Source organism: Yoonia sp. SWMV100 (assembly GCF_056108365.1).
Genome location: NZ_JBWBAQ010000002.1, coordinates 234,489 through 259,056, shown reverse-complemented (window position 1 = coordinate 259,056; position 24,568 = coordinate 234,489). Strand labels below are relative to the sequence as shown.

At 56.2% G+C, this 24,568-nt stretch carries 25 protein-coding genes and 1 tRNA gene; 15 read left to right on the top strand and 11 right to left on the bottom strand.

Annotation, left to right across the window (positions count from 1 at the left end; translation table 11 throughout):
* The first annotated feature begins 8 nt into the window (after positions 1-8).
* Genes ACXJGX_RS01335 through ACXJGX_RS01310 form a run of 6 tightly spaced genes read left to right on the top strand, consistent with a single transcriptional unit; the run spans position 9 to position 3,054 of the window.
* Positions 9-362 carry an Mth938-like domain-containing protein gene (locus ACXJGX_RS01335; protein WP_474778336.1) on the top strand — a complete coding sequence of 118 codons (354 nt, stop codon included), beginning with the start codon at positions 9-11 and terminating at the stop codon, positions 360-362.
* Complete coding sequence (gene ccmA, locus ACXJGX_RS01330) at positions 362-973, top strand: heme ABC exporter ATP-binding protein CcmA (RefSeq protein WP_474778335.1); 612 nt, start codon at positions 362-364, stop codon at positions 971-973. Before ACXJGX_RS01335 ends, ccmA begins: the two co-directional genes overlap by 1 nt.
* The gene (gene ccmB / locus ACXJGX_RS01325; RefSeq protein WP_474778334.1) at positions 970-1,626 is read left to right on the top strand and encodes a heme exporter protein CcmB; all 657 of its coding nucleotides are present in this window, start codon (positions 970-972) and stop codon (positions 1,624-1,626) included. The genes ccmA and ccmB overlap by 4 nt, the downstream gene beginning before the upstream one ends.
* 31 nt (positions 1,627-1,657) lie before the next feature.
* Positions 1,658-2,386 (top strand): heme ABC transporter permease, encoded by a 729-nt coding sequence (locus ACXJGX_RS01320; protein WP_474778333.1) that lies wholly within the window; start codon positions 1,658-1,660, stop codon positions 2,384-2,386.
* Positions 2,379-2,522: a heme exporter protein CcmD gene (gene ccmD, locus ACXJGX_RS01315; protein WP_474778332.1), complete on the top strand. Its 144-nt coding sequence runs from the start codon at positions 2,379-2,381 to the stop codon at positions 2,520-2,522. The genes ACXJGX_RS01320 and ccmD overlap by 8 nt, the downstream gene beginning before the upstream one ends.
* On the top strand, positions 2,515-3,054 hold the full coding sequence (locus ACXJGX_RS01310) for a DsbE family thiol:disulfide interchange protein (protein WP_474778331.1): 540 nt from the start codon (positions 2,515-2,517) through the stop codon (positions 3,052-3,054). The genes ccmD and ACXJGX_RS01310 overlap by 8 nt, the downstream gene beginning before the upstream one ends.
* 45 nt (positions 3,055-3,099) lie before the next feature.
* Here the strand turns inward: ACXJGX_RS01310 and ACXJGX_RS01305 are convergent, their stop codons facing one another.
* From ACXJGX_RS01305 to acnA, 3 genes are all read right to left on the bottom strand, one after another.
* Complete coding sequence (locus ACXJGX_RS01305) at positions 3,100-3,228, bottom strand: hypothetical protein (RefSeq protein WP_474778330.1); 129 nt, start codon at positions 3,226-3,228, stop codon at positions 3,100-3,102.
* A gap of 285 nt (positions 3,229-3,513) precedes the next feature.
* Complete coding sequence (locus ACXJGX_RS01300; protein ID WP_474778329.1) at positions 3,514-4,173, bottom strand: MarC family protein; 660 nt, start codon at positions 4,171-4,173, stop codon at positions 3,514-3,516.
* A gap of 227 nt (positions 4,174-4,400) precedes the next feature.
* Positions 4,401-7,172 (bottom strand): aconitate hydratase AcnA, encoded by a 2,772-nt coding sequence (gene acnA, locus ACXJGX_RS01295; RefSeq protein WP_474778328.1) that lies wholly within the window; start codon positions 7,170-7,172, stop codon positions 4,401-4,403.
* 230 nt (positions 7,173-7,402) lie between these two features.
* Here acnA and ACXJGX_RS01290 point away from each other — a divergent pair, with 230 nt between their 5' ends.
* Positions 7,403-8,095 (top strand): DUF1223 domain-containing protein, encoded by a 693-nt coding sequence (locus tag ACXJGX_RS01290; protein WP_474778327.1) that lies wholly within the window; start codon positions 7,403-7,405, stop codon positions 8,093-8,095.
* On the opposite strand, the gene ACXJGX_RS01285 is transcribed toward ACXJGX_RS01290, so the two are convergent.
* The 3 genes from ACXJGX_RS01285 to ACXJGX_RS01275 form a co-directional block, all read right to left on the bottom strand.
* Positions 8,092-8,970 (bottom strand): lysophospholipid acyltransferase family protein, encoded by an 879-nt coding sequence (locus ACXJGX_RS01285; RefSeq protein ID WP_474778326.1) that lies wholly within the window; start codon positions 8,968-8,970, stop codon positions 8,092-8,094. The genes ACXJGX_RS01290 and ACXJGX_RS01285 overlap by 4 nt on opposite strands.
* Before the next feature lie 101 nt (positions 8,971-9,071).
* A complete protein-coding gene (locus ACXJGX_RS01280; RefSeq protein ID WP_474778325.1) occupies positions 9,072-10,115 on the bottom strand; it encodes a FliG C-terminal domain-containing protein in 1,044 nt (347 codons plus the stop codon).
* Positions 10,116-10,161: 46 nt separating this feature from the next.
* Positions 10,162-10,677: an autoinducer binding domain-containing protein gene (locus ACXJGX_RS01275; RefSeq protein WP_474778324.1), complete on the bottom strand. Its 516-nt coding sequence runs from the start codon at positions 10,675-10,677 to the stop codon at positions 10,162-10,164.
* Positions 10,678-10,790: 113 nt separating this feature from the next.
* Here ACXJGX_RS01275 and ACXJGX_RS01270 point away from each other — a divergent pair, with 113 nt between their 5' ends.
* Positions 10,791-11,399, top strand: coding sequence for a helix-turn-helix transcriptional regulator (locus ACXJGX_RS01270; RefSeq protein ID WP_474778323.1), 609 nt, complete (start codon positions 10,791-10,793; stop codon positions 11,397-11,399).
* A 124-nt stretch (positions 11,400-11,523) separates the two neighbouring features.
* Positions 11,524-12,195 carry an acyl-homoserine-lactone synthase gene (locus ACXJGX_RS01265; RefSeq protein ID WP_474778322.1) on the top strand — a complete coding sequence of 224 codons (672 nt, stop codon included), beginning with the start codon at positions 11,524-11,526 and terminating at the stop codon, positions 12,193-12,195.
* Positions 12,196-12,246: 51 nt separating this feature from the next.
* On the opposite strand, the gene purB is transcribed toward ACXJGX_RS01265, so the two are convergent.
* Positions 12,247-13,554 carry an adenylosuccinate lyase gene (gene purB, locus ACXJGX_RS01260; RefSeq protein ID WP_474778321.1) on the bottom strand — a complete coding sequence of 436 codons (1,308 nt, stop codon included), beginning with the start codon at positions 13,552-13,554 and terminating at the stop codon, positions 12,247-12,249.
* 79 nt (positions 13,555-13,633) lie between these two features.
* Between purB and ACXJGX_RS01255 the strand changes: the two genes are divergently transcribed.
* Positions 13,634-14,065: a DUF6314 family protein gene (locus ACXJGX_RS01255; protein WP_474778320.1), complete on the top strand. Its 432-nt coding sequence runs from the start codon at positions 13,634-13,636 to the stop codon at positions 14,063-14,065.
* Between the two features lie 61 nt (positions 14,066-14,126).
* On the opposite strand, the gene ACXJGX_RS01250 is transcribed toward ACXJGX_RS01255, so the two are convergent.
* Positions 14,127-15,332, bottom strand: a complete 1,206-nt coding sequence (locus ACXJGX_RS01250) for a bifunctional alpha/beta hydrolase/OsmC family protein (RefSeq protein ID WP_474778319.1) — start codon at positions 15,330-15,332, stop codon at positions 14,127-14,129.
* Positions 15,333-15,437: 105 nt separating this feature from the next.
* Here ACXJGX_RS01250 and ACXJGX_RS01245 point away from each other — a divergent pair, with 105 nt between their 5' ends.
* Positions 15,438-16,310, top strand: a complete 873-nt coding sequence (locus ACXJGX_RS01245; protein WP_474778318.1) for an endonuclease/exonuclease/phosphatase family protein — start codon at positions 15,438-15,440, stop codon at positions 16,308-16,310.
* Positions 16,311-16,363: 53 nt separating this feature from the next.
* Here ACXJGX_RS01245 and glnA read toward each other — a convergent pair whose 3' ends face one another.
* Both glnA and ACXJGX_RS01235 read right to left on the bottom strand, forming a co-directional pair.
* A complete protein-coding gene (gene glnA, locus ACXJGX_RS01240) occupies positions 16,364-17,770 on the bottom strand; it encodes a type I glutamate--ammonia ligase (RefSeq protein ID WP_474778317.1) in 1,407 nt (468 codons plus the stop codon).
* Between the two features lie 100 nt (positions 17,771-17,870).
* Entirely contained in the window at positions 17,871-18,209 is a 339-nt protein-coding gene (locus ACXJGX_RS01235; protein ID WP_474778316.1) for a P-II family nitrogen regulator, read from the bottom strand.
* Positions 18,210-18,378: 169 nt separating this feature from the next.
* Here ACXJGX_RS01235 and ACXJGX_RS01230 point away from each other — a divergent pair, with 169 nt between their 5' ends.
* The 4 genes from ACXJGX_RS01230 (at position 18,379) to ACXJGX_RS01215 (ending at position 22,144) form a co-directional block, all read left to right on the top strand.
* Positions 18,379-19,977, top strand: a complete 1,599-nt coding sequence (locus tag ACXJGX_RS01230; protein ID WP_474778315.1) for an NAD(P)H-hydrate dehydratase — start codon at positions 18,379-18,381, stop codon at positions 19,975-19,977.
* A gap of 111 nt (positions 19,978-20,088) precedes the next feature.
* Positions 20,089-20,173 (top strand) — tRNA-Leu (locus tag ACXJGX_RS01225).
* Between the two features lie 19 nt (positions 20,174-20,192).
* A complete protein-coding gene (tig, locus tag ACXJGX_RS01220; RefSeq protein WP_474778314.1) occupies positions 20,193-21,524 on the top strand; it encodes a trigger factor in 1,332 nt (443 codons plus the stop codon).
* A 143-nt stretch (positions 21,525-21,667) separates the two neighbouring features.
* Complete coding sequence (locus tag ACXJGX_RS01215; protein WP_474778313.1) at positions 21,668-22,144, top strand: hypothetical protein; 477 nt, start codon at positions 21,668-21,670, stop codon at positions 22,142-22,144.
* Between the two features lie 44 nt (positions 22,145-22,188).
* On the opposite strand, the gene ACXJGX_RS01210 is transcribed toward ACXJGX_RS01215, so the two are convergent.
* Positions 22,189-24,147, bottom strand: coding sequence for a bifunctional 2',3'-cyclic-nucleotide 2'-phosphodiesterase/3'-nucleotidase (locus ACXJGX_RS01210; RefSeq protein WP_474778312.1), 1,959 nt, complete (start codon positions 24,145-24,147; stop codon positions 22,189-22,191).
* Positions 24,148-24,568: the final 421 nt, after the last annotated feature.

The following is a 24,568-nucleotide window of genomic DNA, read 5'->3' as shown; positions in this document are numbered from 1 at the left end:
GAGAGGCCATGCGTCTGAACGAAATCCGCTATAACGATTCGGCCCCGGTCGATGGCTATGGGCCGGGTTTCTTTCGGATCGGCGGCACGCGTTACGATGGCGCAGTTGCGGCGTTTGCGTCCGGGGTGAAACCGTGGGGAGGTTTCGCTGATACCGCGACGCTGCTGGCGCAGGCCGACACGCTGGATGTGTTGTTCATCGGAACCGGTGCGGAAATTGCGCATTTACCGGTCGATTTTCGCGCCGCCCTAGAGGAAGCCGGGATCGGTGTAGAGGCGATGGCATCCCCAGCAGCCTGTCGCACCTATAACATCTTGTTGTCCGAAGGGCGCCGCGTCGCTGTTGCCCTGATCCCCGTTTGATGCTGCATGTCAGCCATGTGACCTGTGCCCGTGGCGGCGTGCCTGTCTTGTCCGACGTCAGTTTTGATGTGGATGCGGGGCAGGCGCTTGTTTTGCGGGGGCCCAACGGCATTGGCAAAACGACCCTTTTGCGCACCTTGGCGGGATTGCAGCCAGCACTTTCAGGCCGCATTGCTTTCCCCGAGGATCAAGCTGCCTATGCCAGCCACGCCGACGGGATCAAGTCTGCGTTGACGGTGACCGAAAACTTGAAATTTTGGGCGGATGTGCATGGGGCCGATGTGCCCGGTGACATTTTGACCATGTTTGATCTGGTTGATCTGCGCGACCGTTTGGGAGGGACATTGTCCGCCGGACAAAAGCGCCGGTTGGGTTTGGCCCGCCTAGGGGTCATTGGCCGCAAAGTCCTGTTCCTTGATGAACCGACGGTGTCGCTAGATGGGTTTTCGGTGCGGTTATTTGCAGATTGGTTGCGTGGCCATCTGGCAGCGGGCGGGGTGGCCGTCATTGCCACCCATATTGATTTGGGGATTGATGCGCCGGAACTGGACCTGACGCCGTTTCAGGCCGCGCCCGATACGGGCGGCGGGTCGGACGAGGCATTTTTATGATCGCGCTGTTGCTGCGTGACCTGCGGTTGGCTGTGCGGGCAGGGGGCGGCTTTGGCCTTGGCCTCGCGTTTTTCCTGATTGTGGTTGTGCTGGTGCCCTTTGGGGTCGGACCGCAAAGTGATGTGCTGACGCGGATCGCACCGGGGATATTGTGGGTGGCGTCACTGCTGGCGGCATTGTTGTCGTTGGACCGCATCTTTGCCCTGGATTTCGAGGATGGATCGCTGGCTTTGCTGGCGACTTCGCCGCTGCCGCTTGAGGGTGTTGCCCTGGTCAAGGCGCTTGCACATTGGATCACCACGGGATTGCCACTGACGATCGCGGCCCCGATGCTGGGTTTTTTGCTATCGCTGGCGCCAAGCGCCTATCCTTATCTGCTGGTTTCGCTTTTACTGGGCACGCCTGCGCTGTCGATGATCGGCACCTTTGGTGCGGCACTGACTGTGGGATTGCGGCGCGGTGGGCTGTTGATGTCGCTTTTGGTGCTGCCTTTATACGTGCCGACGTTGATATTTGGGGCCGAGGCGGTGCGACGTGGCGCCGAAGGGTTGGACCCGACCGGCGCTTTGATGTTGTTGGGCGTGATCACGGCGGGCAGTTTTGCGTTGCTGCCGTTTGCAACTGCGGCCACGTTACGCATCAATCTGCGTTGAAGGCGCGCACTCGGAAGGTTAGGTAAACGGTATGTCGATCTGGGAATATGCAAATCCAAAGAAATTCATGGGCTGGACCGCACCCGTGCTGCCGGTGGTTTTCGGGCTGGCGGCGCTGTGCCTGATTGTCGGGCTGATCTGGGGGTTCTTTTTTACGCCCGATGATTACCGCCAAGGATCAACGGTCAAGATTATTTACCTGCATGTCCCTGCGGCGCTGATGGCTATCAACGCGTGGATCATGATGTTGGTCGCCTCGCTCATCTGGGTCGTCCGGCGGCACCATGTTTCGGCGTTGGCCGCACGGGCGGCGGCGCCTGTCGGGTTGACCATGACGTTGATTGCCCTGTTTACCGGCGCGATTTGGGGTCAACCGATGTGGGGCACGTATTGGGCGTGGGACCCGCGGCTGACATCGTTCCTGATCCTGTTCCTGTTCTATCTGGGCTATATCGCCCTGTGGGAAGCGATTGACGATCCCGACACTGCCGCCGACCTGACATCGGTGTTGTGCATGGTAGGGTCCGTCTTTGCGATCCTGTCGCGCTACGCGGTGTTGTTCTGGAACCAAGGGCTGCATCAAGGTGCGTCGCTGTCGATGGATGCAGAGGAAAACGTGGCGGATGTATTCTGGCTGCCGCTGTTGGTTTGCATCGCGGGCTTTGTGCTGCTGTTTATCGCGCTGGTGCTGCTGCGCACCCGCACTGAAATTCGTGCCCGTCGTATCCGGGCGTTAGAAGCAAGGACACGCCGTGCCTGATCTTGGAAAATACGCTGTTGAAGTCACCGCCGCATACGGAGTGAGTATTGTCTTGCTGTTGGGCCTGTTGGCCGGCAGCTGGCGGCGGTCTGTGCGGGTGCGCGCCGCCTTGGAACGGATTGAAAATAATGGCTAAAATATCTCCTTTGGTGATTTTACCTCCGCTGATTTTTTCGGCGCTTGCGGGCATGTTCGCCTTTAGCATGTGGCAGGGAAAAAGCGATGATTTGCCGTCGACATTTGTGGGGCAGCAGGCGCCCGGTGTCCCGCTTGAGGCGGTGACAGGCACGGTGCAACTAACTGATGCGGACCTGCGCAGTGGTGAGATCACGTTGGTGAATTTCTGGGCCAGCTGGTGTCCGCCCTGCCGCGCTGAGCATCCGCAACTGTTAGAGCTTGCTGAACAAGGATACCGGGTCGCAGGGATCAATTTCCGCGATGCGCAGGATCAGGCGTCTGCATATCTCACAGATTACGAAGACCCGTTTTTTGCCACTGGATTTGACCTGCGCGGCAGAGTGGCAATCGACTGGGGTGTCACGGCGCCGCCCGAGACATTCATCGTCGACGGCGACGGAACTGTGCTGTTCCGCTTTGTCGGGCCATTGGTCGGGTCGGATTACGAGCAGCGGTTTTTGCCAGAGTTGGCCAAGGCGATGGGCCAGTAACGTCAACCGGCGGCCATTTTCAGGTTTGGTCGCCAGTTGTTTCGCTTAGCTCACTTTCTTGCCAGCAATCGAAAGCGCGGGCTTACCAGCCTGAGAGTTCGCTGTAGCAGAAACTTTGGCCTTTTCCTGTTTCGGCTTTTTGGTTTCTTTTTTACTGTTTTTACCTTTGGACATTTTTAGTGCTTTCACTGTGCAGCTGCCCGGTGTCGGAACGACACGGGATCACGCTGTTGGTGTGCAGGGGGTCGCTTGCGACTCGCGATTTTGGTGCCCACCGACTGTCACGCGCAGAGTATAGCAGAGAAATGCAAAGATGGCGCGAAATCGCACATTTCGCCAAGCGTCACCTTTGTATCTGGAAAACGCAGGGTCATCGATTGCGGCGCCCGCCTGATAGGGTCGTTGGTCGCGTCAGATAGCGATAAGCGATTTTTCCCAAAATTGGCGATGGACCAAAGCTTATGTCCCAAACGGTCCTTCGGCCGATTGCGCTGCAGGTAGGTCGATCAGCGTCAAAGTCTCCATGCCGCCAATGATCGAATCGATGGCGATTGTTGCCAGGATCATTCCCATCACACGGCTGATAACGCTGGCTCCTGTATTGCCGATGATCCGGTGTACGTAGGTCGCCATCAGCAAAAGCCCCAGCGTTATGCCCATCACAACGATCAGCAGCGCAGCAGTCACAGCCTGTTCACCAAGCGCTTGTTCGTGGTTATCGGTCAGCACGACCACCGCCAGCATCGCGCCGGGTGACGCAATCGAAGGCATTGCCAGCGGAAACACTGCCCCCGCAAGATGGTCTTTGCCGGCTTCTTCGATTTCGGTGTCGGGCTTGGAATGGCCGAAGATCATTGTCAGCGCAAACAGGAACAAAATGATACCGCCCGCAATCTGAAATGATCCAAACCGTAATCCCAAGGTTTCGAGCACCGCCTGCCCCCCGATCAGGAAGGCCAAAAGCACCAATGTGGCGATAAAGACCGCCCGCACGGCGTAGCGACGATGTAAACGGGCAGGGACGGTTGCAACGGCGAACAAGAACACCGGAATGGACCCAACCGGGTCAATGACCACGAAAAGCGTGATGAATTCACGAAGAAGGTTGGACCAATCCACTGGGTTCTCAATTCTGACGGGGGCGCAAATTTTAACTAGCGAGACAACCGGCGGGAATCAACGTGTGACGGTTTCGATGACGCGGAATTTATGCAGGGGTATGATCGTCGGCATGACAGCACTGCGGGTTATCGGTGTCTTGTCAGGGCTTAATTCATCGTTTTGCCAGCGGACAAGAAAAAAGCCCGGACAAATGTCCGGGCTTTTTGCGTTGATTTGGTTCGCGGTTAAGACGACTTGGCCAAGTTGCGCAGCACGTAATGCAATACGCCGCCATTTTCGACGTATTCAATTTCGACGGCGGTATCGATCCGGCATTTGACAGTGATGTCTTTCACGGTGCCATCTGCGTAGGTGATTTGCGCGGTCATGTCTTGCAGGGGTTTCACCGCATCCAGCCCTTCGATGGTGACGGTTTCTGTTCCGGTCAGACCCAGCGTTTTACGGGTGTCACCGCCTGTGAATTCGAACGGCACCACGCCCATCCCAACGAGGTTGGAACGGTGGATGCGCTCGAAGGATTCCGCGATCACGGCTTTGACGCCGAGCAGGGCTGTACCCTTGGCGGCCCAGTCACGCGACGACCCAGCGCCGTATTGTTCGCCCGCAAAGATCACCAGTGGTGTACCGGCATCCTGATAGGCCATTGCCGCATCAAAGATCGAGGTCTGTGCGCCGTCCGGGCCGTTGGTATAGCCGCCTTCGACGCCATCCAGCATTTCGTTTTTGATGCGGATGTTGGCGAATGTGCCACGCATCATCACCTCGTGGTTGCCGCGCCGCGAGCCGTAAGAGTTGAATTCGCGCACGGGTACCTGACGGTCAAGCAGGTACTGGCCTGCAGGGGTGGTGTCTTTGAACGACCCGGCCGGGCTGATGTGGTCGGTGGTAACCATGTCGCCCAATACGGCCAGGACTTTAGCATCAACCACGTTGTTGATTGTGCCTGCGTCCTTGGACATGCCTTTAAAGTAAGGCGGGTTTTGGACATAGGTCGATGACGCGGGCCAGTCGTATGTTTCCGAATCGGTGGTTTCAACCGCCTGCCACTTTTCGTCGCCTTTGAAGACGTCGGCGTATTTCTTGATGAATGCCTCGCGGGTCACGGTTTTTTCGACCAGATCGTTGATTTCCTGATTGGTTGGCCAAATGTCTTTGAGGTAGACATCGTTGCCGTCGCGGTCTTGGCCGATCGGGTCTTTGGTGATGTCGATGTTCATGTCACCGGCCAGCGCGTAGGCAACCACCAGCGGTGGTGATGCCAGATAGTTGGCGCGCACGTCTGGTGAAATCCGGCCCTCGAAGTTGCGGTTGCCTGACAGGACAGAGGTCGCGATCAAGTCACCCTTGGCGATGGCGTCGGACAGTTCTTTTTGGATTGGGCCAGAGTTGCCGATACAAGTGGTGCAACCATAACCGACAAGGTTGAACCCGATTTTGTCGAGATCTTCTTGTAGACCGGCAGCCTCGAGATATTCGGACACAACCTGCGATCCGGGCGCGAGCGATGTTTTGACCCAAGGTTTCCGGTTCATGCCCAATGCGGCCGCTTTGCGGGCCACCAGACCCGCGCCGATCATCACGTAGGGGTTGGATGTGTTGGTGCAAGACGTGATGGATGCGATCACAATTGACCCGTCGTGCAGCGTATAATCTTCGCCTTCGACTTTCTGGCTTTTGTGATGCCCTTCGTCGCCGGGGATGTGGTGTGGTGCGACGGGTCCACCTTCAGATGCCATTTCGGCCTTTTCAGCGGCGGGCACTGCCTTTTCAGGGCGTTGACCGGTGATATATTTGCCAAATGCGCCTGCGGCTTCGGTTAGCGCGATGTAATCTTGGGGCCGCTTCGGACCCGAGATTGCAGGCACGATGGTGCCCATATCGAGGTGCAGCGTTTCGGTATAGACCGGGGCGTAATCGGCACCGCGCCAGAAACCGTTTTCTTTGGCATAGGCTTCGACCAGTGCGATGCGGTCTTCATCGCGACCTGTGTTGCGCAGGTAACGCAGGGTTTCATTGTCGATGGGGAAGAAGCCACATGTTGCGCCGTATTCTGGCGCCATGTTGGCGATGGTCGCCCGATCGGCCAATGGCAGCACGTCCAGCCCTTTGCCGTAGAATTCAACGAATTTGCCGACAACGCCAAGGTTGCGCAGCATTTCGACGACTTTCAAGACAAGGTCGGTGCCTGTTGTGCCTTCGACCATTTCGCCGGTCAGTTCAAAACCCACAACTTCGGGGATCAGCATAGAAACGGGTTGGCCCAGCATTGCGGCTTCGGCTTCGATCCCGCCGACACCCCAGCCCAGAACGGCAAGCCCGTTGACCATGGTGGTGTGTGAATCAGTACCCACCAGCGTGTCAGGATATGCCACGTCGACGCCGTTCTGGTCTTTGTCAGTCCAGACTGTCTGCGCGAGGTATTCCAGGTTGACCTGGTGACAGATGCCTGTGCCCGGCGGCACAACGCGGAAATTGTTAAACGCGCCTTGGCCCCATTTCAGGAACTGGTAACGTTCCATGTTGCGTTCGTATTCGCGGTCGACGTTCATCTGAAATGCACGCGGGTTGCCGAATTCGTCGATCATGACAGAGTGGTCGATGACCAGATCCACAGGATTTAGCGGGTTGATCTGCTGCGCGTCGCCACCCAGCGCGACAATCCCGTCACGCATCGCCGCAAGGTCAACAACAGCGGGAACGCCGGTAAAATCCTGCATAAGCACCCGGGCAGGGCGATAAGCGATTTCGCGAGGATTCTTGCCGCCATTATCGGCCCAGGCCGAGAACGCCTTGATGTCATCAACCGATACCGAAAATCCGCCGTCTTCGAAACGCAACAGGTTTTCCAGCACGACCTTTAGCGCCGCGGGCAATTTCGAAAAGTCACCCAAACCTGCGGCTTGGGCGGCGGGGATGGAATAATAGGCGACCGATTGGTTGCCAACGGTCAGGGTTTTACGGGTTTTGGCGGTGTCTTTGCCGACTGTGATCGTCATGGCTATCCCTTTCAAGGCAGTTGCTGTGCAAGGCTTCTTAAATGGGTTTTGCACGATGCCGGGCAACCGATCAAGTGGGTTACACGTATTTGTGTATACCGTTGCATACAATTATTCCCATTTAAACCTGTTGCCGCTGAAACATATATAACAAACTGTTCTCAAATCATTGATTGGTTATTACACAGTCATCGCGCTAAACCTGCGTCCAACTACTGATTGGACTGACGATGCGTGCCCCGCTTTTATCTTTTGCCTTGTTTGGCTTTGTTCACCTGACCCCGCAGGTCGCGCTGGCTGATCAGGTTGTGATCGAATTGTATACCTCACAGGGTTGCTCTTCTTGTCCGCCAGCTGACAAAATATTGCACGATTTGGCGCAGCGTGACGATGTCATCGCCTTGTCGCTGCATGTCGATTACTGGGATTATATCGGATGGACCGACGTGTTTGGGCGCGCCGAAAACACCGCCCGACAGCAGGCTTATGCGCGCGCCGCAGCAGCGACGACTGTTTACACACCGCAAATGATCATTGATGGCGTCGATCACGTCATCGGGTCGCGTCCGATGCAGGTGATGGATCTGGTGCAAAAACATCGTGCAGAACAGAATCCAGTGACGGTTGATCTGGTGCGTTCTGGCGATGATCTGCAAATTTCTGCCGTGTCGACCTATCCCGGTGATTATATGGTCGAAATGATCAGATATATCCCCGAGGCAACGGTTGATGTCGGTCGCGGCGAAAATGCAGGAATGAGCCTGACATATACCAATATCGTCAGTTCGCTTGAGCAGATTGCGACATGGGACGGTGTGAACGCACTTAATCTATCTGTGCCGGCAGCTGGCAGTGAGCCTGTGGTCATTCTGGTGCAAATGAATGGTCACGGGCCGATCGTCGGCGTTGCGCGGCTGCGCTAGCTATTTCTCCGCTGTTTCCACCGCCTGTGGACCCAAAACCACTGTTCTGGATTGCGCGTGACCTGTGCCTCCAGCCGCGCTGTGATATCTACCATCATGTTCTGCGGGGTATCGAGAGCGATGGGTGCTTCGACCTCGACGTTGAACGATAGGCCGTCGGGTTGTCGGATGCCAAAATAGGGAATCACCACAGCACCAATTTTGATCGCGATGTCCGCCGCAGAGGTCGCTGTGTGGGCCGGGTGACCCAGGAATGGAATTGCCGGGCCAGATGCCGACACATCGAACAACAGCGTGCCCATGCCGCCTGATTTCAGGTGCCGCACAAAACCCATTGTGCCCTTGCGCCCTTGGGCAAACACGGGGCCACCCCACGATGTCATTGTCTGCGCGTAATGTGCGTTAAAAAAAGTGTTTCCCATCGGTCGATACAGTCCGCCGATGTTATGCCCAAGCGCCGTAAGGACATGGCGTGGTGCCTCGTGATTGCCGAAATGTCCGGTGACGAAAATGACCGGTCGCTTTTGCGCGGCAGCGTCTGCGAGGGCCGCAAGCCCGGCACCGGTGGCCTGTGTGGCCTGCAGGCGTTGCCCGAATTCGCGCCACGAATAGTTTTCAATCAACGTGCGCCCAAAGTTGTCGCAACACCCATTCGCGATTTCGCGCCGCTGTTGCGCGGGCATGGCGGGGTAAATCATTGCAAGATTGCGTTCGGCCCGTTTGCGATATCCGGCCAACGGCGCAATACCGCCGCGCAGGATACGTCCCATGGCTGGCACACGCTGTTCATATGGCATACGCATCACGACCCCGATGACCGCACGCAACACGCGGTCGGCCAGCCAGTCCGACGTCTTGGTTTCACGCTTACCCATGCGACACGCTGTGCATAGGACGATCGCATATTAAGGAGCAAAGCGGCTTAAGGAACATGCCCCAAGATTTAATCACATCATATGGCAGTGTCTACGCGCTATTATTCGGCGTCGTCTTCACCCGGATCAATGAGCGTGATGACCCCGCTTTCTGCCATCTCGCGAATTGCGGTTGTGATTTCCGACAATGCGGCTTCAGCGTCTGATTTTTTTATGCGACCCATTTCCATGGCGTCTTCGCGGATTTGCGCAGCCATCCGTTGCGAAACGCTGCCAAGGATGAAGTCCGCCGAGGCAACCAGTGGTTCATCGCCGGCAAGCCCTGCGGCGATCGCCCGGGTCAACACATCGTTGTCGACCGAACGGATACAGCTTGGGATATCGGTGGGCTTTACCCGAAGTGCGATATCTTTGAAGGTAAAGATCGCCTTGCGTACGTCACTGGCGAATTCGGGATCCTTGACCCCCAATCCTTCAAGCACATCTTCGCGTGTTTCGGTCACTGTCGAATTCAGAATTGCGCCCAACCGCTGTACCGGCGCCTTTTCAAACGCGACTTGTGCGGGACGCGCATAATCTTTGGCGAGCGATTTGCCGATTCTTTTGACGGCATCGGGGGATATATCGGCGGTAAGTGACATGGCATAAGTGATCCGACGGGCGCGTTCCCCGGGGGTTTTCACCAATGCCTCGGCGGCTTGCCCGACAGGCAGCTTTGACAGGGCGACAGCACATATTTCAATGCTTTCTGCCATCATGATGTCAACAATGCGCGCGATGGGCAGGTCGATCACAAGCGGCCAATGGTCGCCATTGCGCACGCTGTCCATTTGGTTGCGCAGCCGCCCCGCAAGGGCAGGGCTAAGATGATCGGCAAGCGCGGCGATGGCCCCGTCGCGTGTGCCGGGCGCTGAAAGTCCCACCGCGTCCAGTTCGCGCACAAACTCTTCGGCGACGGCAGCAACCGTGTCACGATCAACAAGGCGAATCGCCCCGAGTTCGTCGGTCAAAAGTTCCTGAAGCGATTCGGGGAGTTGTGACAACGATAGGTTGCCGCCATCGCTGATCATTAAGTGAACGACCATCGCCGCCTTGCGGCGGCGAGAAAGCGCTGATGGCTGAGGCGTATCAAATTGAAAATCCATACCCCGTCTTACGCCGATGAGGTAAATGAACTGTTAGTCGTTGCGCTTAAGCACCGGGATGCGTGACCATAATCGACATTTTTTTCAATTGCTTCACCGTTTCAGGCTCCAGTTCGGCGTGGTTCGCAGTGCTGCGGTGTAAAAATTCTATTTTTTCGCTGATGATTGCGATCTCACTATCAGAGAATTCGCGATCATTTCGCGCAAACCCACATATGCTTAGGCTATTCTCAGATTTTGTTGCAGAGACAAGCCCATAGGATAGGCCATAGCTCGCCGCCTTTACCAGCACGCCAGCAGGGTCTTCTAGGTCTGACCACCGGGCTGAACCGATATTTTCGAATCCCCAGGCAACCATCGGATCCGACATCACCAACCCGTTTTGTGAGTAATAATCGAGCCACACTTTTGGGTAGGACTGAAACATATACATTGGCGTTGTGTATTCAATATGCAAACCCAGCGCGTAACCTGCAGGCGCTAGTTGGCCCAAATCGCCGAGTGTTTGACTGATTTCAAATTGTGTATGAGACATATTGTGTACTCGCTTTCCAGTTGCCAAGCCGCACCGAAACCACTTAGTGTCTGTCTTGGCATTGCGTATCTGCAGTCTACAGATAACAGTACACAAGCAACAAGGCCTTTGTCACACCGCAGAGGTCCGAGGTATATTTGATGGCCACACTTTTAGGTCCCGACGAGATTGAGCAGTTAGCACCGTCTGGATATTATATTGCGCTACGGATTGGGTTCGCCTTTCCGATGGAGGAGGTGAATGCCTTTCCTGCTGAGTGGGTGCGTCATTACACGACCCAGCGGTTTATGCTTTTTGATCCAATCATTCGATGGGCTTACAGCAATGTCGGCGTGTGTCGCTGGAGCGAAATCACCCTTGATGATCCCAAACGCATTATCGCGCAGGCGAAAACATTCGGGCTGCGTTACGGCGTCACGATATCTGTATTTGACGATAGCGTTGATGCGCAGCGTTCGTTTGCATCCTTTGCCCGCGCAGACCGTGAATTCACCGATCTTGAGGTGAAGCTGCTCAAGGCACTGTTGCTGCGACGTCACAGTGAAATGGCTCCGCCAACCAATCTGACCCGCGCTGAACTTGAAGCATTAGGCATGGTCAAGGATGGAAAGCGACTGAAGGAAATCGCGTATGAGTTGAGCGTGAGTGAGGGTGCTGTCAAGCAGCGGCTCAAGAACGCGAAACTGAAACTGGGGGCGAAGACCGGAACCCAAGCTGCGGCCTTAGCAAACCAATATGGTTTAATCTGACCCGTCGGAATAAATTTTTCTCACATTCATACAATTTGAAGCTAATTTGATGTAGTCACAGGGGCTGTGACAATCATCAGATGAAAAGTTGCGGCACCGTCGCTTATGGGTAGAGAGAACCACCATGGAAAATATTACGTTTAACTTAGTACAACTTCACCAATACGGCACCGCGTTTTACGAGTTCCTTGCATTACGCAAACGGTTTTTCGTGGATCAGCTGGGGTGGGACGTTCCGCACGACGATAAGGTTGAGATGGACCAGTACGACAATCCCAACGCATACTATTCATTGGTGTTAAAAGACGGAAAGGTGGTCGGCGGTATGCGCGCGATGGCGACCACAGCGCAATGGGGATCGCATACGTATATGTTGCGCGACGCGGTAGCCGGAAAGTTGATCGGCATTCCAGAAGACATCATAAAGGTCGCCACTGTTACGCCAAACGTCTGGGAAGCAACGCGTGTCGTCATTTCCGATGAGCTTACTACACATGCGGAAAGGTCAGAGTGTTTGGGTATGGTTCTTGATGGTATCGTTGACCAGGCCACTGCGGGTGGTGCAACAGAAATCATGGCGCTATGCCCACCAGTGTTTGCACGGACTCTGCGTCAGCTTGGATATCATGTGGATTTGCTTGGTGAATCATACGTAAATTGCCATGATAACCGGCGTTACGTCGCAATGAGCATGCCAGCCATACGGCGCAAGGAGAAGACCTCGCCGGTCACACAAGTTTCCAAATCTGGCCCAGCGATGGCACACGCACCGGTCCATGCGCCGTCTGTAAAGTAATCATATGATGTGACCGGTCGGGGTGGGGACTTGCGACCGGTCACGTCACGTTTAGCTATTGCCGAAAACGCGTTTGAAAATCGTGTCGACGTGTTTGGTGTGATAGCCAAGATCGAATTTTTCTTCGATCTCTTCTGCGGAAAGTGCCGCGAGAACGTCGTCGTCACCAAGCAGTTCAGTTTTGAAGTCAGCGCCTTTTTCCCAGACTTTCATCGCGTTGCGCTGGACGAGCTTATAGGCATCTTCGCGGCTGACGCCAGCTTGGGTCAGTGCCAGAAGAACACGCTGTGACATCACTAAACCACGGAATTTATTCATGTTTGCCAGCATGTTGTCGGGATAAATGACAAGTTTCTCGATCACGCCTGCCAGGCGGTGCAGCGCGAAATCAAGGGTGATTGTGGTGTCTGGCCCGATGGCCCGTTCGACCGAGGAATGGCTGATATCGCGTTCATGCCAAAGGGCGACGTTTTCCATCGCAGGCACAACGGACATCCGCACCAAGCGCGCGAGGCCGGTCAGGTTTTCCGTCAGAACCGGGTTGCGTTTGTGTGGCATCGCAGAGCTGCCTTTTTGACCGGGGCTAAAGAACTCTTCGGCCTCCAAGACCTCGGTGCGCTGCATGTGGCGGACTTCGATGGCGATGTTTTCGATGCTGGAGGCGATCACGCCCAGTGTGGCAAAGAACATTGCGTGGCGGTCGCGGGGAATGACTTGGGTGCTGATCGGTTCTGGTGTCAGGCCCAGTTTTTCGCACACGTGTTCTTCGACGGACGGGTCGATGTTGGCGAATGTGCCGACTGCGCCGGAAATAGCCCCGGTTGCGATTTCAGCACGTGCCGCGACCAGGCGGGCGCGCCCCCGGTCCATTTCCGCGTAAAACCGCGCAAAAGTCAGACCCATGGTGGTGGGTTCGGCGTGGATGCCGTGGCTGCGGCCGATGCGCACCGTGTCCTTGTGTTCCAGTGCGCGGGTTTTCAGCGCAGCAAGCACGCGGTCCATGCCGGTCAGCAGCAAGTCCGTTGCGCGCACCAGTTGCACGTTGAATGTGGTGTCAAGCACGTCAGAAGATGTCATGCCTTGATGGACAAAACGGGCCTCTGTGGAACCGATGTGTTCGGCGAGGTGGGTCAGGAAGGCGATAACGTCATGTTTGGTGACGGCTTCAATTTCGTCGATGCGCGCCACATCGAATTCGACGTCTTTGGCCTTCCAGACGGCGGCGGCACTTTCGGCGGGTATCACACCAATCGCGGCTTGGGCGTCGCAGGCGTGCGCCTCGATCTCGTACCAGATTTTGAATTTGGTGGCGGGTTCCCAGATAGCGGTCATTTCCGGGCGTGAATAACGAGGGATCATGAGGTAGCACCTTTTATTGGGGTGGGCAGCGTATTTCCCCAGCGTCATAAGGGGCGCAGCCCCAAGGCTCAAGGGAGAGATGACAGCAATGTTGACGGCGCGCGATTTCAGCGGGGTTTGGCAGCTAGAACGCACGATAACCGATGCGTTGAACCCGCATGCCGGCCGCTTCGCGGGCACGGCCACGTTTGCCGCGGATGATGCTGGCGTCTTGGCTTACATTGAAACCGGTAAGCTGCTTTATGGCGACGCCGCACCGATGGTGGCGACACGGCGGTATCGGTGGCTTTTTGCAAACACGGGTGTTGCGGTGCAGTTCGCGAACGGTGCGCCGTTCCACAGCTTCGTGCCCGCGGGACATGCGGCCGGCACGGACCATCCTTGCGGTGCAGACTTTTATCAGGTGCGTTATGATTTTACGTGCTGGCCCCAGTGGCGCGCGACATGGGCGGTGAAGGGGCCGCGCAAGAATTACGTATCCGTTTCGCATTATGCGCGGGCGGCGTGCTGACGCCCGCCCGACGGATCGGTGCCTTGTTTTCAAAAACCTGACCTCTGCATGATGGACGGCATTATGCCAGTGTGGTTGTCACATGGTTGCTGCGCTCAAGGGTCCGGTGGACCGGGCATTTGTCGGCAATTTCCAGCAGCCTTGCGCGTTGGTCACTGCTTAGGTCGCCAGAAAGCGCGATGACCCGCGTGAAATGGTCGATTTTGGCGCCCGGATCAGCGGCGTCTGCTGCGTGTTCTTTGGCGTGGCTGACATCGACGCGTACGCCGTCCAGCGGCCAACCCTTGCGGCGCGCGTACATGCGGATCGTCATCGACGTACACGCCCCAAGACCGGCTGACAGGAATCCGTAGGGCGTAAAGCCTTGTCCTGTTCCGCCGACTTTGATTGGTTCATCGGCCAGTACGTGATGCGGTCCGCTTTGGATGTCTTGCAGATAACCGTCAGGGTCGGCTTCGGTCGTGCGTGTGATCCCTTCGGGGATGTCGGGGGCCACCGCGGTTTCGGGCAGGTCAAGGTAGCGTTCGGACCACGCCGCAATGACACCGGCCGTGTATTCGGCGTCGGTGGCACGGGTAATCAAATGGTCGGCATCGTCAAGCGTGACAAAGCTTTTGGGGTGTTTGGCGGCCATAAAAATCTGCTGCGCGTTATCAATGCTGACTTCGGCATCGCGGGGGCTGTGTAGCACCAAAAGCGCGACCTTGAGATGCGCAATGGCATCGCCCAGTTTAACAGATGAAATATCATCCACGAAGCCTTTGGTGATGGTGAAGGGGCGGCCGCCTAAGCTGACTTTTGCGTCACCTTTGGCGTGGATGTCTGGCAGGGCGTGGCTGAAATGCGTGGTCACGTGACTGGGGTCATAGGGTGCGCCGATGGTCACGACAGCCTTGGCTGACGCAATCGCGCGCGTTGCCTTCAGAACAGCAGCGCCGCCCAATGAATGCCCAATCAGAAGGCTTGGGGCCATGTTGCGTGCTTGCAATGCCTGCGCTGCGGCAACCAGATCTTCGACGTTGGAGGAAAAGTCGGTGTTTGCAAATTCGCCTTCGGAATGGCCAAGGCCGGTAAAGTCAAATCGCAATACGGCGATGCCCATGGCCGCGAGCCGTCCCGCGATGCGGCGCGCAGCGGTGATGTCTTTTGAACATGTAAAACAATGCGCAAACAGCGCGGTGGCACGCTGTGTCCCGTGCGGCAGGTCAAGCCGTGCCGCAAGCGTATCGCCTGCATGCCCCTGAAATGTCAGCTTTTCGGTGCGCATCGTCCGTCCTTTGCTTTGCCCAAATCCTGCACAGACTATGGCGACCGGCTGCACAAGGGACAACGACATTCATGGACATGTCGCGCGAAGGTGAAAGGTGATGCCATGAAAAAGCTTGTGAGGGCAGTTGGGACGCTTGTGGCGCTCGCGCTTTGTGTGCTGGTCCTGTTGGGGTTTGCGGGTCGGGTCCATCCGTTGGGGGACACGATATCGTTGTTGCGGTTGCCGCTTGGGGTGATCTGTTTGGCCACGGGCGTACTGCCGTGGTCACGCGGGGTCCGTATTGCCCTGCTTGGGGCTGGTGTTGCGGGGATTGTCACCACGGTGCCTGCACTGTTGCATCAGCCGATACCGGGGGATTTCACGCTCTATAGCAAGAACTTGCTTTATAGTAACAGCGACCGCGAGGCTTTGGTGCAGGATATGCGTGCGAGCGATGCGGATGTACTGACACTTCAAGAGGTAGGGCGGCGCAACGACGTGTTTTTGACAATGCTTCTGCCGGACTATCCCCACCAACACCTGTGTCGGTTTGCGGGTTGGAGCGGCGTTGCCGTGTTATCGAAACGACCTTTTGTCAGTCCGCCGCAATGTTCTGCGCTGACAGGTGTTGCGGCGGCGCAGGTCGACCATGATGGTCGTCGCGTCTGGGTCGCATCCGTGCATCTGCCGTGGCCATATCCCTACCTTCAAGACCAATCAGCGCGCGCGGCGGTGCAGTTGTTAGAGAGGCTTGATGGGGCGGTCGTTGTTGCGGGGGATTTCAATAGTTTTCCGTGGTCATCGTCGCTGCGCGCCATCAGCATGGCGGCAAGGGCGCGCAGTGCGGGACCTTTGCGGCCAACGTTCGACTTGGGCGGTGTCCCGCTTTTTCTGGACCACGTGTATGCACCGGGCGGCGGGCAGGTGACCTATCGCCGGTTGCTTGGATCGGACCACCTTGGCGTGTTGGCGCGGGTCCATGTGACCCCCCGCTAAATGAAAAAGGCACCGCTTGCGCAGTGCCTTTTCCCAATCACGTAACTGCAAGATTAACAGCTGTAATACATTTTATATTCGATCGGGTGCGGCGTGTGCTCGTAAGCGTACACTTCTTCCCACTTCAGCGCCATGTAGCCTTCAAGCTGCGATTTGGTGAACACGTCACCCTGCAGCAGGAATTCATGGTCTGCTTCCAGCGATTCCAGCGCTTCGCGCAGGCTGCCACAAACAGTTGGGATCGCTGCCAGTTCTTCTGGCGGAAGATCGTACAGATCTTTGTCCGAAGAGGGGCCGGGATCGATTTTGTTTTTGATACCGTCAAGGCCAGCCATCAGCAGTGCAGAGAAGCACAGGTAAGGGTTGGCTGCCGGATCAGGGAAACGGGCTTCGACGCGCTTGGCTTTGGGGGATTCGGCCCATGGAATACGAACGCAACCTGACCGGTTACGTGCAGAGTATGCGCGCAGAACCGGGGCTTCAAAACCTGGGATCAGGCGTTTGTAGCTGTTGGTCGAAGGGTTGGTGATCGCGTTCAGTGCCTTGGCATGCTTGAGAATACCACCGATGAAATACAGCGCCTCTTGGCTGAGGTCCGCGTATTTGTCGCCCGAGAACAGCGGCTTGCCATCCTTGAAGATCGACATGTTCACGTGCATGCCCGTGCCGTTGTCGCCAGAGATCGGCTTTGGCATGAATGTCGCGGATTTGCCGTAAGCCTGCGCGACGTTATGGATCACGTATTTGTATTTCTGGATTTCATCCGCCTGATGGGTCAGCGTGCCGAAAATCAGGCCAAGTTCGTGCTGGCAAGACGCCACTTCGTGGTGGTGCTTGTCGACCTTCATGCCCATCCGCTTCATGGTGGACAGCATTTCAGAGCGCATTTCTTGCGCGTCGTCGATCGGGTTCACAGGGAAATACCCGCCCTTGATACCGGGACGGTGGCCTGTGTTGCCCATTTCGTATTCGGTGTCAGAGTTCCAAGCACCGTCAAGCGCGTCAACTTGGTAGGACACTTTGTTCATCGACACCTGGAAGCGCACGTCGTCGAAGACAAAGAATTCAGCTTCTGGGCCAAAGTAGGCTGTGTCGCCGATACCGGTGGATTTCAGGTATTCTTCGGCTTTTTCGGCTGTCCCGCGTGGATCGCGGTCGTAGGCTTCCATTGTGTCTGGTTCAACCACATTGCAGTGAATGCAAATGGTCTTTTCAGCATAGAATGGGTCGACATAAGCGCTGGATGCTTGTGGCATCAGTTTCATGTCGGATTGGTCGATGGATTTCCAGCCAGCGATGGAAGACCCGTCGAACATAAAGCCTTCTTCAAGGAAGTCTTCGTCGACGAGGTCGGAAACGACAGTCACGTGCTGTAGTTTGCCGCGCGGATCAGTGAAGCGGATGTCGACATAGTCGGCTTCCTCATCCTTGATCAGCTTGAGAAAAGCTTTGTTGTCCATTTTAGTAATACCTTTCTTAACGTATCTGTTGGTATCTGGCCCGGCCGCAAACATAGTTGCGCCTTGTCTGGTCGACGCGGCGGTGGTCCGGGGCGGGTGTTTAGAGTGCGTCGTCGCCAAATTCGCCGGTCCGGATACGGATGGCTTGTTCTACGGACGACACGAAAATCTTACCGTCGCCGATTTTATCGGTTTTCGCGGCACCAATGATGGCTTCGATGGCGGCATCGACCTGATCGTCGGGCAGTATAACTTCGATTTTGATCTTTGGCAGGAAATCGACAACATATTCTGCACCGCGGTACAATTCTGTGTGGCCTTTTTGACGGCCAAAGCCCTTCACCTCGATTACGGAAAGACCTTGCACGCCGACATCCTGGAGCGCTTCTTTCACTTCGTCGAGTTTGAATGGTTTGATGATCGCTTCGATCTTTTTCATTGGCCGCGACTCCCCTTGCGGTGTTTCATGATGGTCAGATCATTTTCGTTGCATCTGGACAATTCGTGGCGGACGTTCAGGGGGAATGCAAAGGGGTAAACTGTGCGGAGTGATTAAAATTTAGGCATGTTGGCGCGATATTGTGCTAAATACGAACTTGGGGTGGCTGATGACTGATTTACTGACCGCTGCGCAAATGCGCGCCATTGAGCAGGCTGCGATTGCATCGGGCGCGGTGACGGGCCTTGAATTGATGGAACGCGCGGGGCGTGGTGTCGTTTCGGCGATATTCGAGCAGTGGCCGGAGCTGGCGCCGTCATGGGGGCCAACCCCCAAACCCCTGGAGTATTTTTTGCAAGATGATGAGAAGGGCAAGCAGAGGGCGGTTGTTTTGTGTGGGCCGGGGAATAACGGCGGTGACGGGTTTGTTGTCGCGCGGCTGTTGTTTGAGGCCGGCTGGGATGTGGAGGTGTTCTTGTACGGCAATGCCGCGAAGCTGCCGCCGGATGCGCGCGTGAATTATGAGCGGTGGGCGGCGTTGGGTCCTGTGCGTGATATGGCGGCGTGCACGTCGGAACGCTGGATCAGGAGACCGCTTGTGATTGATGCTGTGTTTGGCATCGGCGTCAACCGCTCTCTTCCTGACGTGCTGCGCGACGTAATGATGGCGACTGTGAATTGCCCGCGGGTCGCGATTGATGTGCCAAGCATGTTGTCGAGCGATACGGGGGAGATGCTGTCGGTGATGTGGGATGCTGTTGGCGCATCGCGCCTGACTGTTACTTTCCACGCCCGAAAATTGGGCCATGTCTTACGATGCGGTCCCGAAAATTGTGGCAAGCTGCGGGTTGTTGATATCGGGCTTGCGCATCACACTTTGGCGCACCACACTTTGGCGCACCACGCGCATGTGGATCTGACGCAATGTCGCGCCATTGGCGCGTTGGGGAAGGGTGTTGGTCACAAATATTCCCACGGTCACGCCTTTATGATTGCTGGAGGGGTGGGTAAGGGCGGCGCTGCCCGGCTTGCGGCGCGGGGGGCTTTGCGGATTGGGGCGGGGGCCGTCACGGTGGGGTGTCCCGAGGCCGCGTTGGTTGAGAATGCAGCGCAGTTGACGGCGGTGATGTTGACGGCTGTCAGCGATGCGGATGCGCTGTCTGCGGTTTTGGCGGATGCGCGGATCAATGCGGTTTGTGTCGGGCCGGGGCTGGGGTTGGATGCGCGTGGAGCGGGATTGGTTGCATCCGTCTTGGAAAGTGGGCGTGCGGCGGTTTTCGATGCCGATGCGCTGACGCTGCTGTCAAGGGATGCGCGATTGTTTGCCAAGCTGCGGCCGGGTTGCGTGTTGACGCCGCACGCGGGCGAATTTGCGCGGCTGTTTCCGGATATTGCCGAAAAACTGAATGCGCCTGCCATGAAGGGCCTCGCTTATTCAAAGGTAGATGCCACGCGTGAAGCGGCCAAGCGGGCAGGGTGCGTGGTGCTGTTCAAAGGGCCCGATACGGTGATTGCCGATCCGTCTGGGCAGTGCAGTATCAATGCGTCTGTCTATGAACGTGCGGCACCGTGGTTGGCAACGGCGGGGTCGGGCGATGTATTGGCGGGCTTTATCACCGGGCTTTTGGCGCGCGGATTTGCACCGATGCAGGCGGCGCAAACAGGGGCGTGGTTGCATACGGAATGCGCATTGAAATTTGGGCCCGGATTGATTGCCGAGGATCTGCCAGAGCAGGTTCCAGCGGTTCTGCGCGATCTGGGCGCATAATTCTGCAGGTTGGACCGATAATCGCGATTTTTCCTCTCGCATCCCGCGAACAGCTTTGCTAGACAGCGGCCAACCGCGGGGTAGGCTTTAAGACCTGCCCCGTTTGATCATGCGGGTGTGGCGGAATTGGTAGACGCACCAGATTTAGGTTCTGGCGCCGCAAGGCGTGGGGGTTCGAGTCCCTTCACCCGCACCATAATAAAGAAGGACAGCATATGTCGGTCACTGAGACCCTGAACGAAGGCCTAAAGCGCGGCTATTCCATCACCGTTACCGCGGCTGAGTTGGATGCACAGGTTGTAGAAAAGCTGAAAGAAGCACAGCCGACCGTTGAAATGAAGGGCTTTCGCAAGGGTAAAGTACCTATGGCCTTGCTGCGCAAGCAGTTCGGCCAGCGGATGATGGGCGAAGCGATGCAAGACGCCATCGACGGCGCGCTGACCAAACATCTGGAAGTTTCGGGTGATCGTCCTGCGGCGCAGCCACAGATGAAGATGACCAACGAAAACTGGAAAGAAGGCGACGACGTTCAAGTTGACGTCACTTACGAAAAGCTGCCCGAGATTGCGGATACCGATTTCAGCAAGATCGTTCTGGAGCGCCTGGTCGTGAAAGCGGACGACGAATCAGTCAAAGAAGCGCTGGATAACTTGGCGGCTTCGCCACAGGCTGTGACCTATGAAGCGAAAAAGACCCAAGCCAAGAAAGACGACCAAGTTGTGTTGGATTTCGTAGGTAAAGTTGACGGCGTGGCCTTTGACGGCGGCGCGGCCGAAGATTACCCACTGGTGATCGGTTCCAACTCTTTCATTCCGGGTTTCGAAGATGGCCTGTTGAAGGTCAAAGCCGGTGACGAAAAAGACATCGAAGTGACATTCCCAGAGGATTACCAAGCGGAAAATCTGGCGGGCAAGAAGGCTGTCTTTACGTGCACAATCAAAGAAGTGCGCGCGCCTAAGTCACCTGAGATTGATGATGAACTGGCCAAAAAGTTTGGTGCAGAGGATCTTGAGGCCCTGAAAGCGCAGATTTCCGAGCGTCTGGAAGCCGAATACACAGGTGCGTCACGTGCAATTGCAAAACGCGCTTTGCTGGATGTGTTGGACGCGCAGGTGTCGTTTGATTTGCCGCAGTCGCTTGTCGATGCAGAAGCAAACCAGATTGCGCACCAGTTGTGGCATGAAGAAAACCCTGACGTACATGGTCATGACCACCCAGAGATCACCCCGACAGACGAGCATAAGACATTGGCTGCGCGTCGTGTAAAACTGGGCCTGTTGTTGGCTGACATCGGCCAAAAAGCCGAAGTGAAAGTGACCGATCAGGAAATGACACAGGCGATCATGAATCAGGCACGTCAGTACCCGGGCCAAGAGCGTCAGTTCTTTGAATTTGTGCAGCAGAACGCACAGTTCCGTCAGCAATTGCAGGCGCCAATGTTCGAAGACAAAGTGGTGGACCACATTTTTGCGAATGCCAGCGTCACGGACAAAGAAGTTAGCAAAGACGACCTTCAGAAGGCTGTTGAAAAGCTCGAAGAAGAGTAAAATTTTCACATATTCGTTGAAAAAGACGCCCAAATCGGGCGTCTTTTTTTTTGATTTTTTGATAAAATTATTTACGGTGACGCCACGTCCGGATGCGTCATATTTGCGCATACCATTCATCTATTTTTTTATCGGAGAGTTTTATGAAAACGCTTATCTTTGTCGCGATTGCGACGGTTGGTTTCACGTCAGCGGCGATGGCATGCCCGGACTATAATGCATCGCCAAGCGCATCTTACCAGGTATCTGGCAAGCGACTTTATCAAGAACAGCAGTTTGACGTCGTCGCCGGTGGCGAGAATTATATCTGGAATTGTTCGAACGTGCGCCCCGGTACCGATACAGGTGCGGGCTATTTCACGACGGCACCGGATTTTTCGTTTCAGGTGTCTGGCATGGGCGCATACCAACTGGTGATCAGTATGGTTAGCGAATGTGATTCCGCATTGCTGATCAACACGTCGTCGGCCAACTGGTATTACGACGATGATGACAATGGCAATCTGGACCCGCGGATTGTTTTGACGCGGCCCGTTGACGGGCGCATTGATATTTGGGCGGGGACGTATGATGGCGAATACTGCAATGCGCGGTTGTCGCTTGAAACATTCGATCGCTAGGCGGTTTATGTGCCCGGCACCTTTGTTGGTGCCGGGCAATATGTTTAAAGCGCGATGCGGAATTGGGCAAAGCCGGTGTCGCTGTTGCCTGCGGGCGTAATGTTCATGCCAGCGATACTATCAGCGTAGGTTGCCCCGGCAGGTCCGGTTTCAAAGATCACCGTCGTGTCCGCCAACGGCGCAAAGGACCAGTTGCCATCGGCGCGCGGGCTGACGGTGCCTTTGTCGACGATATAGCGCACGATCACGTCGCGGTTGGTGTCGGGGCCTTCGAAAATTACGGTAGAGCCATCTGCACCCGGGAAGCTGCCGCCGCCAGTTGCCCGGTAATTGTTGGTGGCCACCACAAATTCCTGTGACGGATCAATCGCAGCCCCGTTGAAGCGCAGATTCACAATCCTGTTGGTGTCAGGCGCGACAACCGCGCCGTCACGGTCGAATTTCGCGGGTTGTGACAGGTCGATCTGGTAGGTCACACCGTCAATCACATCAAAGTTGTAGCTGGGGAAATCGGGGTTCAGCAAGACAGCGTCTTGCGCGCCAGCGTCGATCTGGTTGAACATGCCGGCAGAGCGTTCCAACCAGTCTTTGACCTGCGCCCCGGTGATTTTGACCGCACGAACTGTGTTCGGGTAGAGGTAAAGATCGGCGACGTTTTTGATCGCCACATCGCCCACGGGCACGTCGGTGTAATATTCAGGGCCACCGCGCCCGCCTGCCTTGAATGGCGCCGCAGCGGAAAGGATTGGCAGTCCTTCGTAAGGGGTGCCGACCATTTGGTCGGCGATATACCAAGTTTGCGCGTTTGACACGATCTGCACCGACGGGTCATCGGCGACCAGTGCAAAGTAGCTGTGCAGCGGTGCATCTGTTTTGCCAACGGCGGTGCGGACATAGGTCAGGGTCTGGTCATGGATATTCTGGATTGACGCAAGCACGGGTGCGTAGTCTTCGACCAAGGGTGTGATGCTGCGGTCTTCTTCGCGGCGCGAAATCGGCCGTGCCTCGGAGGTGTGCGACAGGATGCGCCAACCGTTGCCGTCGCGTTCCAGCAGCAGATCAACAAGTCCCATGTGGCTGCCCCAAAATCCGCCCATTACGGCGGGTTTGCCGCTGATTGTCCCAGATGCGACATCAACCCCGGGCAGATCGTCGAAGGTAGAGGAGGGGAACACAAGATGGCTGTGCCCGGTCAGGATCGCGTCGATTCCGTCAACGGCGGCCAAGGGGATGGCGGCGTTTTCCATCCCGTCTTCGGCGTCTGCTGCCCCTATGCCAGAGTGGCAGAGGGCGACAATGATGTCCGCACCCTGTTCTTTCATTTGTGGCACATAGGCGCGGGCCGTTGCGACGATGTCGCGGGCTTGCACGTTCCCTTCAAGGTGCTTGCGGTCCCAGTTCATGATTTGCGGTGGTACAAAACCAATTAGCCCGATCTTGATGGGATGTGCGGTGCCGGACCCGTCGGTGATTGTGCGCTCCAGGATCACATATGGTGGCAGCAGGGTGGTATCAGCTGTGGGGGTTGCGCCCATTTCCTTGACCACGTTGGCAGAGACAACAGGGAAGGCGGCACCGGCGACCGATTTCATCAGGAACGGCAGCCCGTAGTTGAATTCATGGTTGCCCAATGTGGAGGCGTCAAAGCCCAGCGTGTTCATTGCGGTGATGACGGGATGCATGTCACCATCCTTCATGCCGCGTTCGTAGGCGATGTAATCGCCCATCGGGTTGCCTTGCAAGAAGTCGCCGTTGTCGAGCAAGAGCGAGTTGGTTGATTCGGCGCGCACCCCTTCGATGATGGACGCGGTACGTGACAAGCCGACAGTATCCACGGCTTTGTCGGCGTAATAATCGTATGGGAACACGTGGACGTGCAGGTCAGTGGTTTCCATCAGCCGCAAATGCGCCTGATTGGTCGCGGCATTGGCGGAAAATGGATGCAGCGCGATCAGCCCGGCAGAGCCCGCAAGAAAGTGGCGACGATTTAAGCGAAGTGACATGAGATAATCCCCCGGATTTCAAGATATAGGTCCAGTAGACATCTGGACGGGGATTGTAACAAGAGGGTGATTTTGCACCGGATTTTTTGACCTTCGCAGTGCTGGAAAAAACCCGATGCGGGACAGAAACTCAGGCGGGCTGCGGTGTTTTTCGCCCTGTACGATTGATCCTTGTCAATGCGCCTGTCCTTGCTGCTGTGCGAAGATCTGGACGTGCAGGTCAGCCAAGGCAAGGAGGTCACGCTGCTATTATGATGTAGGTGTCGCGCGATCAATCGGGCAGGCATCTTTCTGATCTGGAAACCCCCCATCTAAAATCCGCAATCGGGCACCCTGAGGCGGTTGGGGTGCTGACATCGCGACCGATAATCCATGCCAACAAAGGCTCTTTGTTGTTCGGGCGATGCGCGCAAAACCCGCT

Coding starts and splice junctions, on each gene's coding strand:
- ACXJGX_RS01335 (WP_474778336.1), top strand. CDS start 9: ATGCGTCTGAACGAAATCCGCTATAACGATTCGGCCCCGGTCGATGGC.
- ccmA (WP_474778335.1), top strand. CDS start 362: ATGCTGCATGTCAGCCATGTGACCTGTGCCCGTGGCGGCGTGCCTGTC.
- ccmB (WP_474778334.1), top strand. CDS start 970: ATGATCGCGCTGTTGCTGCGTGACCTGCGGTTGGCTGTGCGGGCAGGG.
- ACXJGX_RS01320 (WP_474778333.1), top strand. CDS start 1,658: ATGTCGATCTGGGAATATGCAAATCCAAAGAAATTCATGGGCTGGACC.
- ACXJGX_RS01310 (WP_474778331.1), top strand. CDS start 2,515: ATGGCTAAAATATCTCCTTTGGTGATTTTACCTCCGCTGATTTTTTCG.
- ACXJGX_RS01305 (WP_474778330.1), bottom strand. CDS start 3,228: ATGTCCAAAGGTAAAAACAGTAAAAAAGAAACCAAAAAGCCGAAACAG.
- acnA (WP_474778328.1), bottom strand. CDS start 7,172: ATGACGATCACAGTCGGCAAAGACACCGCCAAAACCCGTAAAACCCTG.
- ACXJGX_RS01290 (WP_474778327.1), top strand. CDS start 7,403: ATGCGTGCCCCGCTTTTATCTTTTGCCTTGTTTGGCTTTGTTCACCTG.
- ACXJGX_RS01285 (WP_474778326.1), bottom strand. CDS start 8,970: ATGGGTAAGCGTGAAACCAAGACGTCGGACTGGCTGGCCGACCGCGTG.
- ACXJGX_RS01280 (WP_474778325.1), bottom strand. CDS start 10,115: ATGGATTTTCAATTTGATACGCCTCAGCCATCAGCGCTTTCTCGCCGC.
- ACXJGX_RS01270 (WP_474778323.1), top strand. CDS start 10,791: ATGGCCACACTTTTAGGTCCCGACGAGATTGAGCAGTTAGCACCGTCT.
- ACXJGX_RS01265 (WP_474778322.1), top strand. CDS start 11,524: ATGGAAAATATTACGTTTAACTTAGTACAACTTCACCAATACGGCACC.
- purB (WP_474778321.1), bottom strand. CDS start 13,554: ATGATCCCTCGTTATTCACGCCCGGAAATGACCGCTATCTGGGAACCC.
- ACXJGX_RS01255 (WP_474778320.1), top strand. CDS start 13,634: ATGACAGCAATGTTGACGGCGCGCGATTTCAGCGGGGTTTGGCAGCTA.
- ACXJGX_RS01250 (WP_474778319.1), bottom strand. CDS start 15,332: ATGCGCACCGAAAAGCTGACATTTCAGGGGCATGCAGGCGATACGCTT.
- ACXJGX_RS01245 (WP_474778318.1), top strand. CDS start 15,438: ATGAAAAAGCTTGTGAGGGCAGTTGGGACGCTTGTGGCGCTCGCGCTT.
- glnA (WP_474778317.1), bottom strand. CDS start 17,770: ATGGACAACAAAGCTTTTCTCAAGCTGATCAAGGATGAGGAAGCCGAC.
- ACXJGX_RS01235 (WP_474778316.1), bottom strand. CDS start 18,209: ATGAAAAAGATCGAAGCGATCATCAAACCATTCAAACTCGACGAAGTG.
- ACXJGX_RS01230 (WP_474778315.1), top strand. CDS start 18,379: ATGACTGATTTACTGACCGCTGCGCAAATGCGCGCCATTGAGCAGGCT.
- tig (WP_474778314.1), top strand. CDS start 20,193: ATGTCGGTCACTGAGACCCTGAACGAAGGCCTAAAGCGCGGCTATTCC.
- ACXJGX_RS01215 (WP_474778313.1), top strand. CDS start 21,668: ATGAAAACGCTTATCTTTGTCGCGATTGCGACGGTTGGTTTCACGTCA.
- ACXJGX_RS01210 (WP_474778312.1), bottom strand. CDS start 24,147: ATGTCACTTCGCTTAAATCGTCGCCACTTTCTTGCGGGCTCTGCCGGG.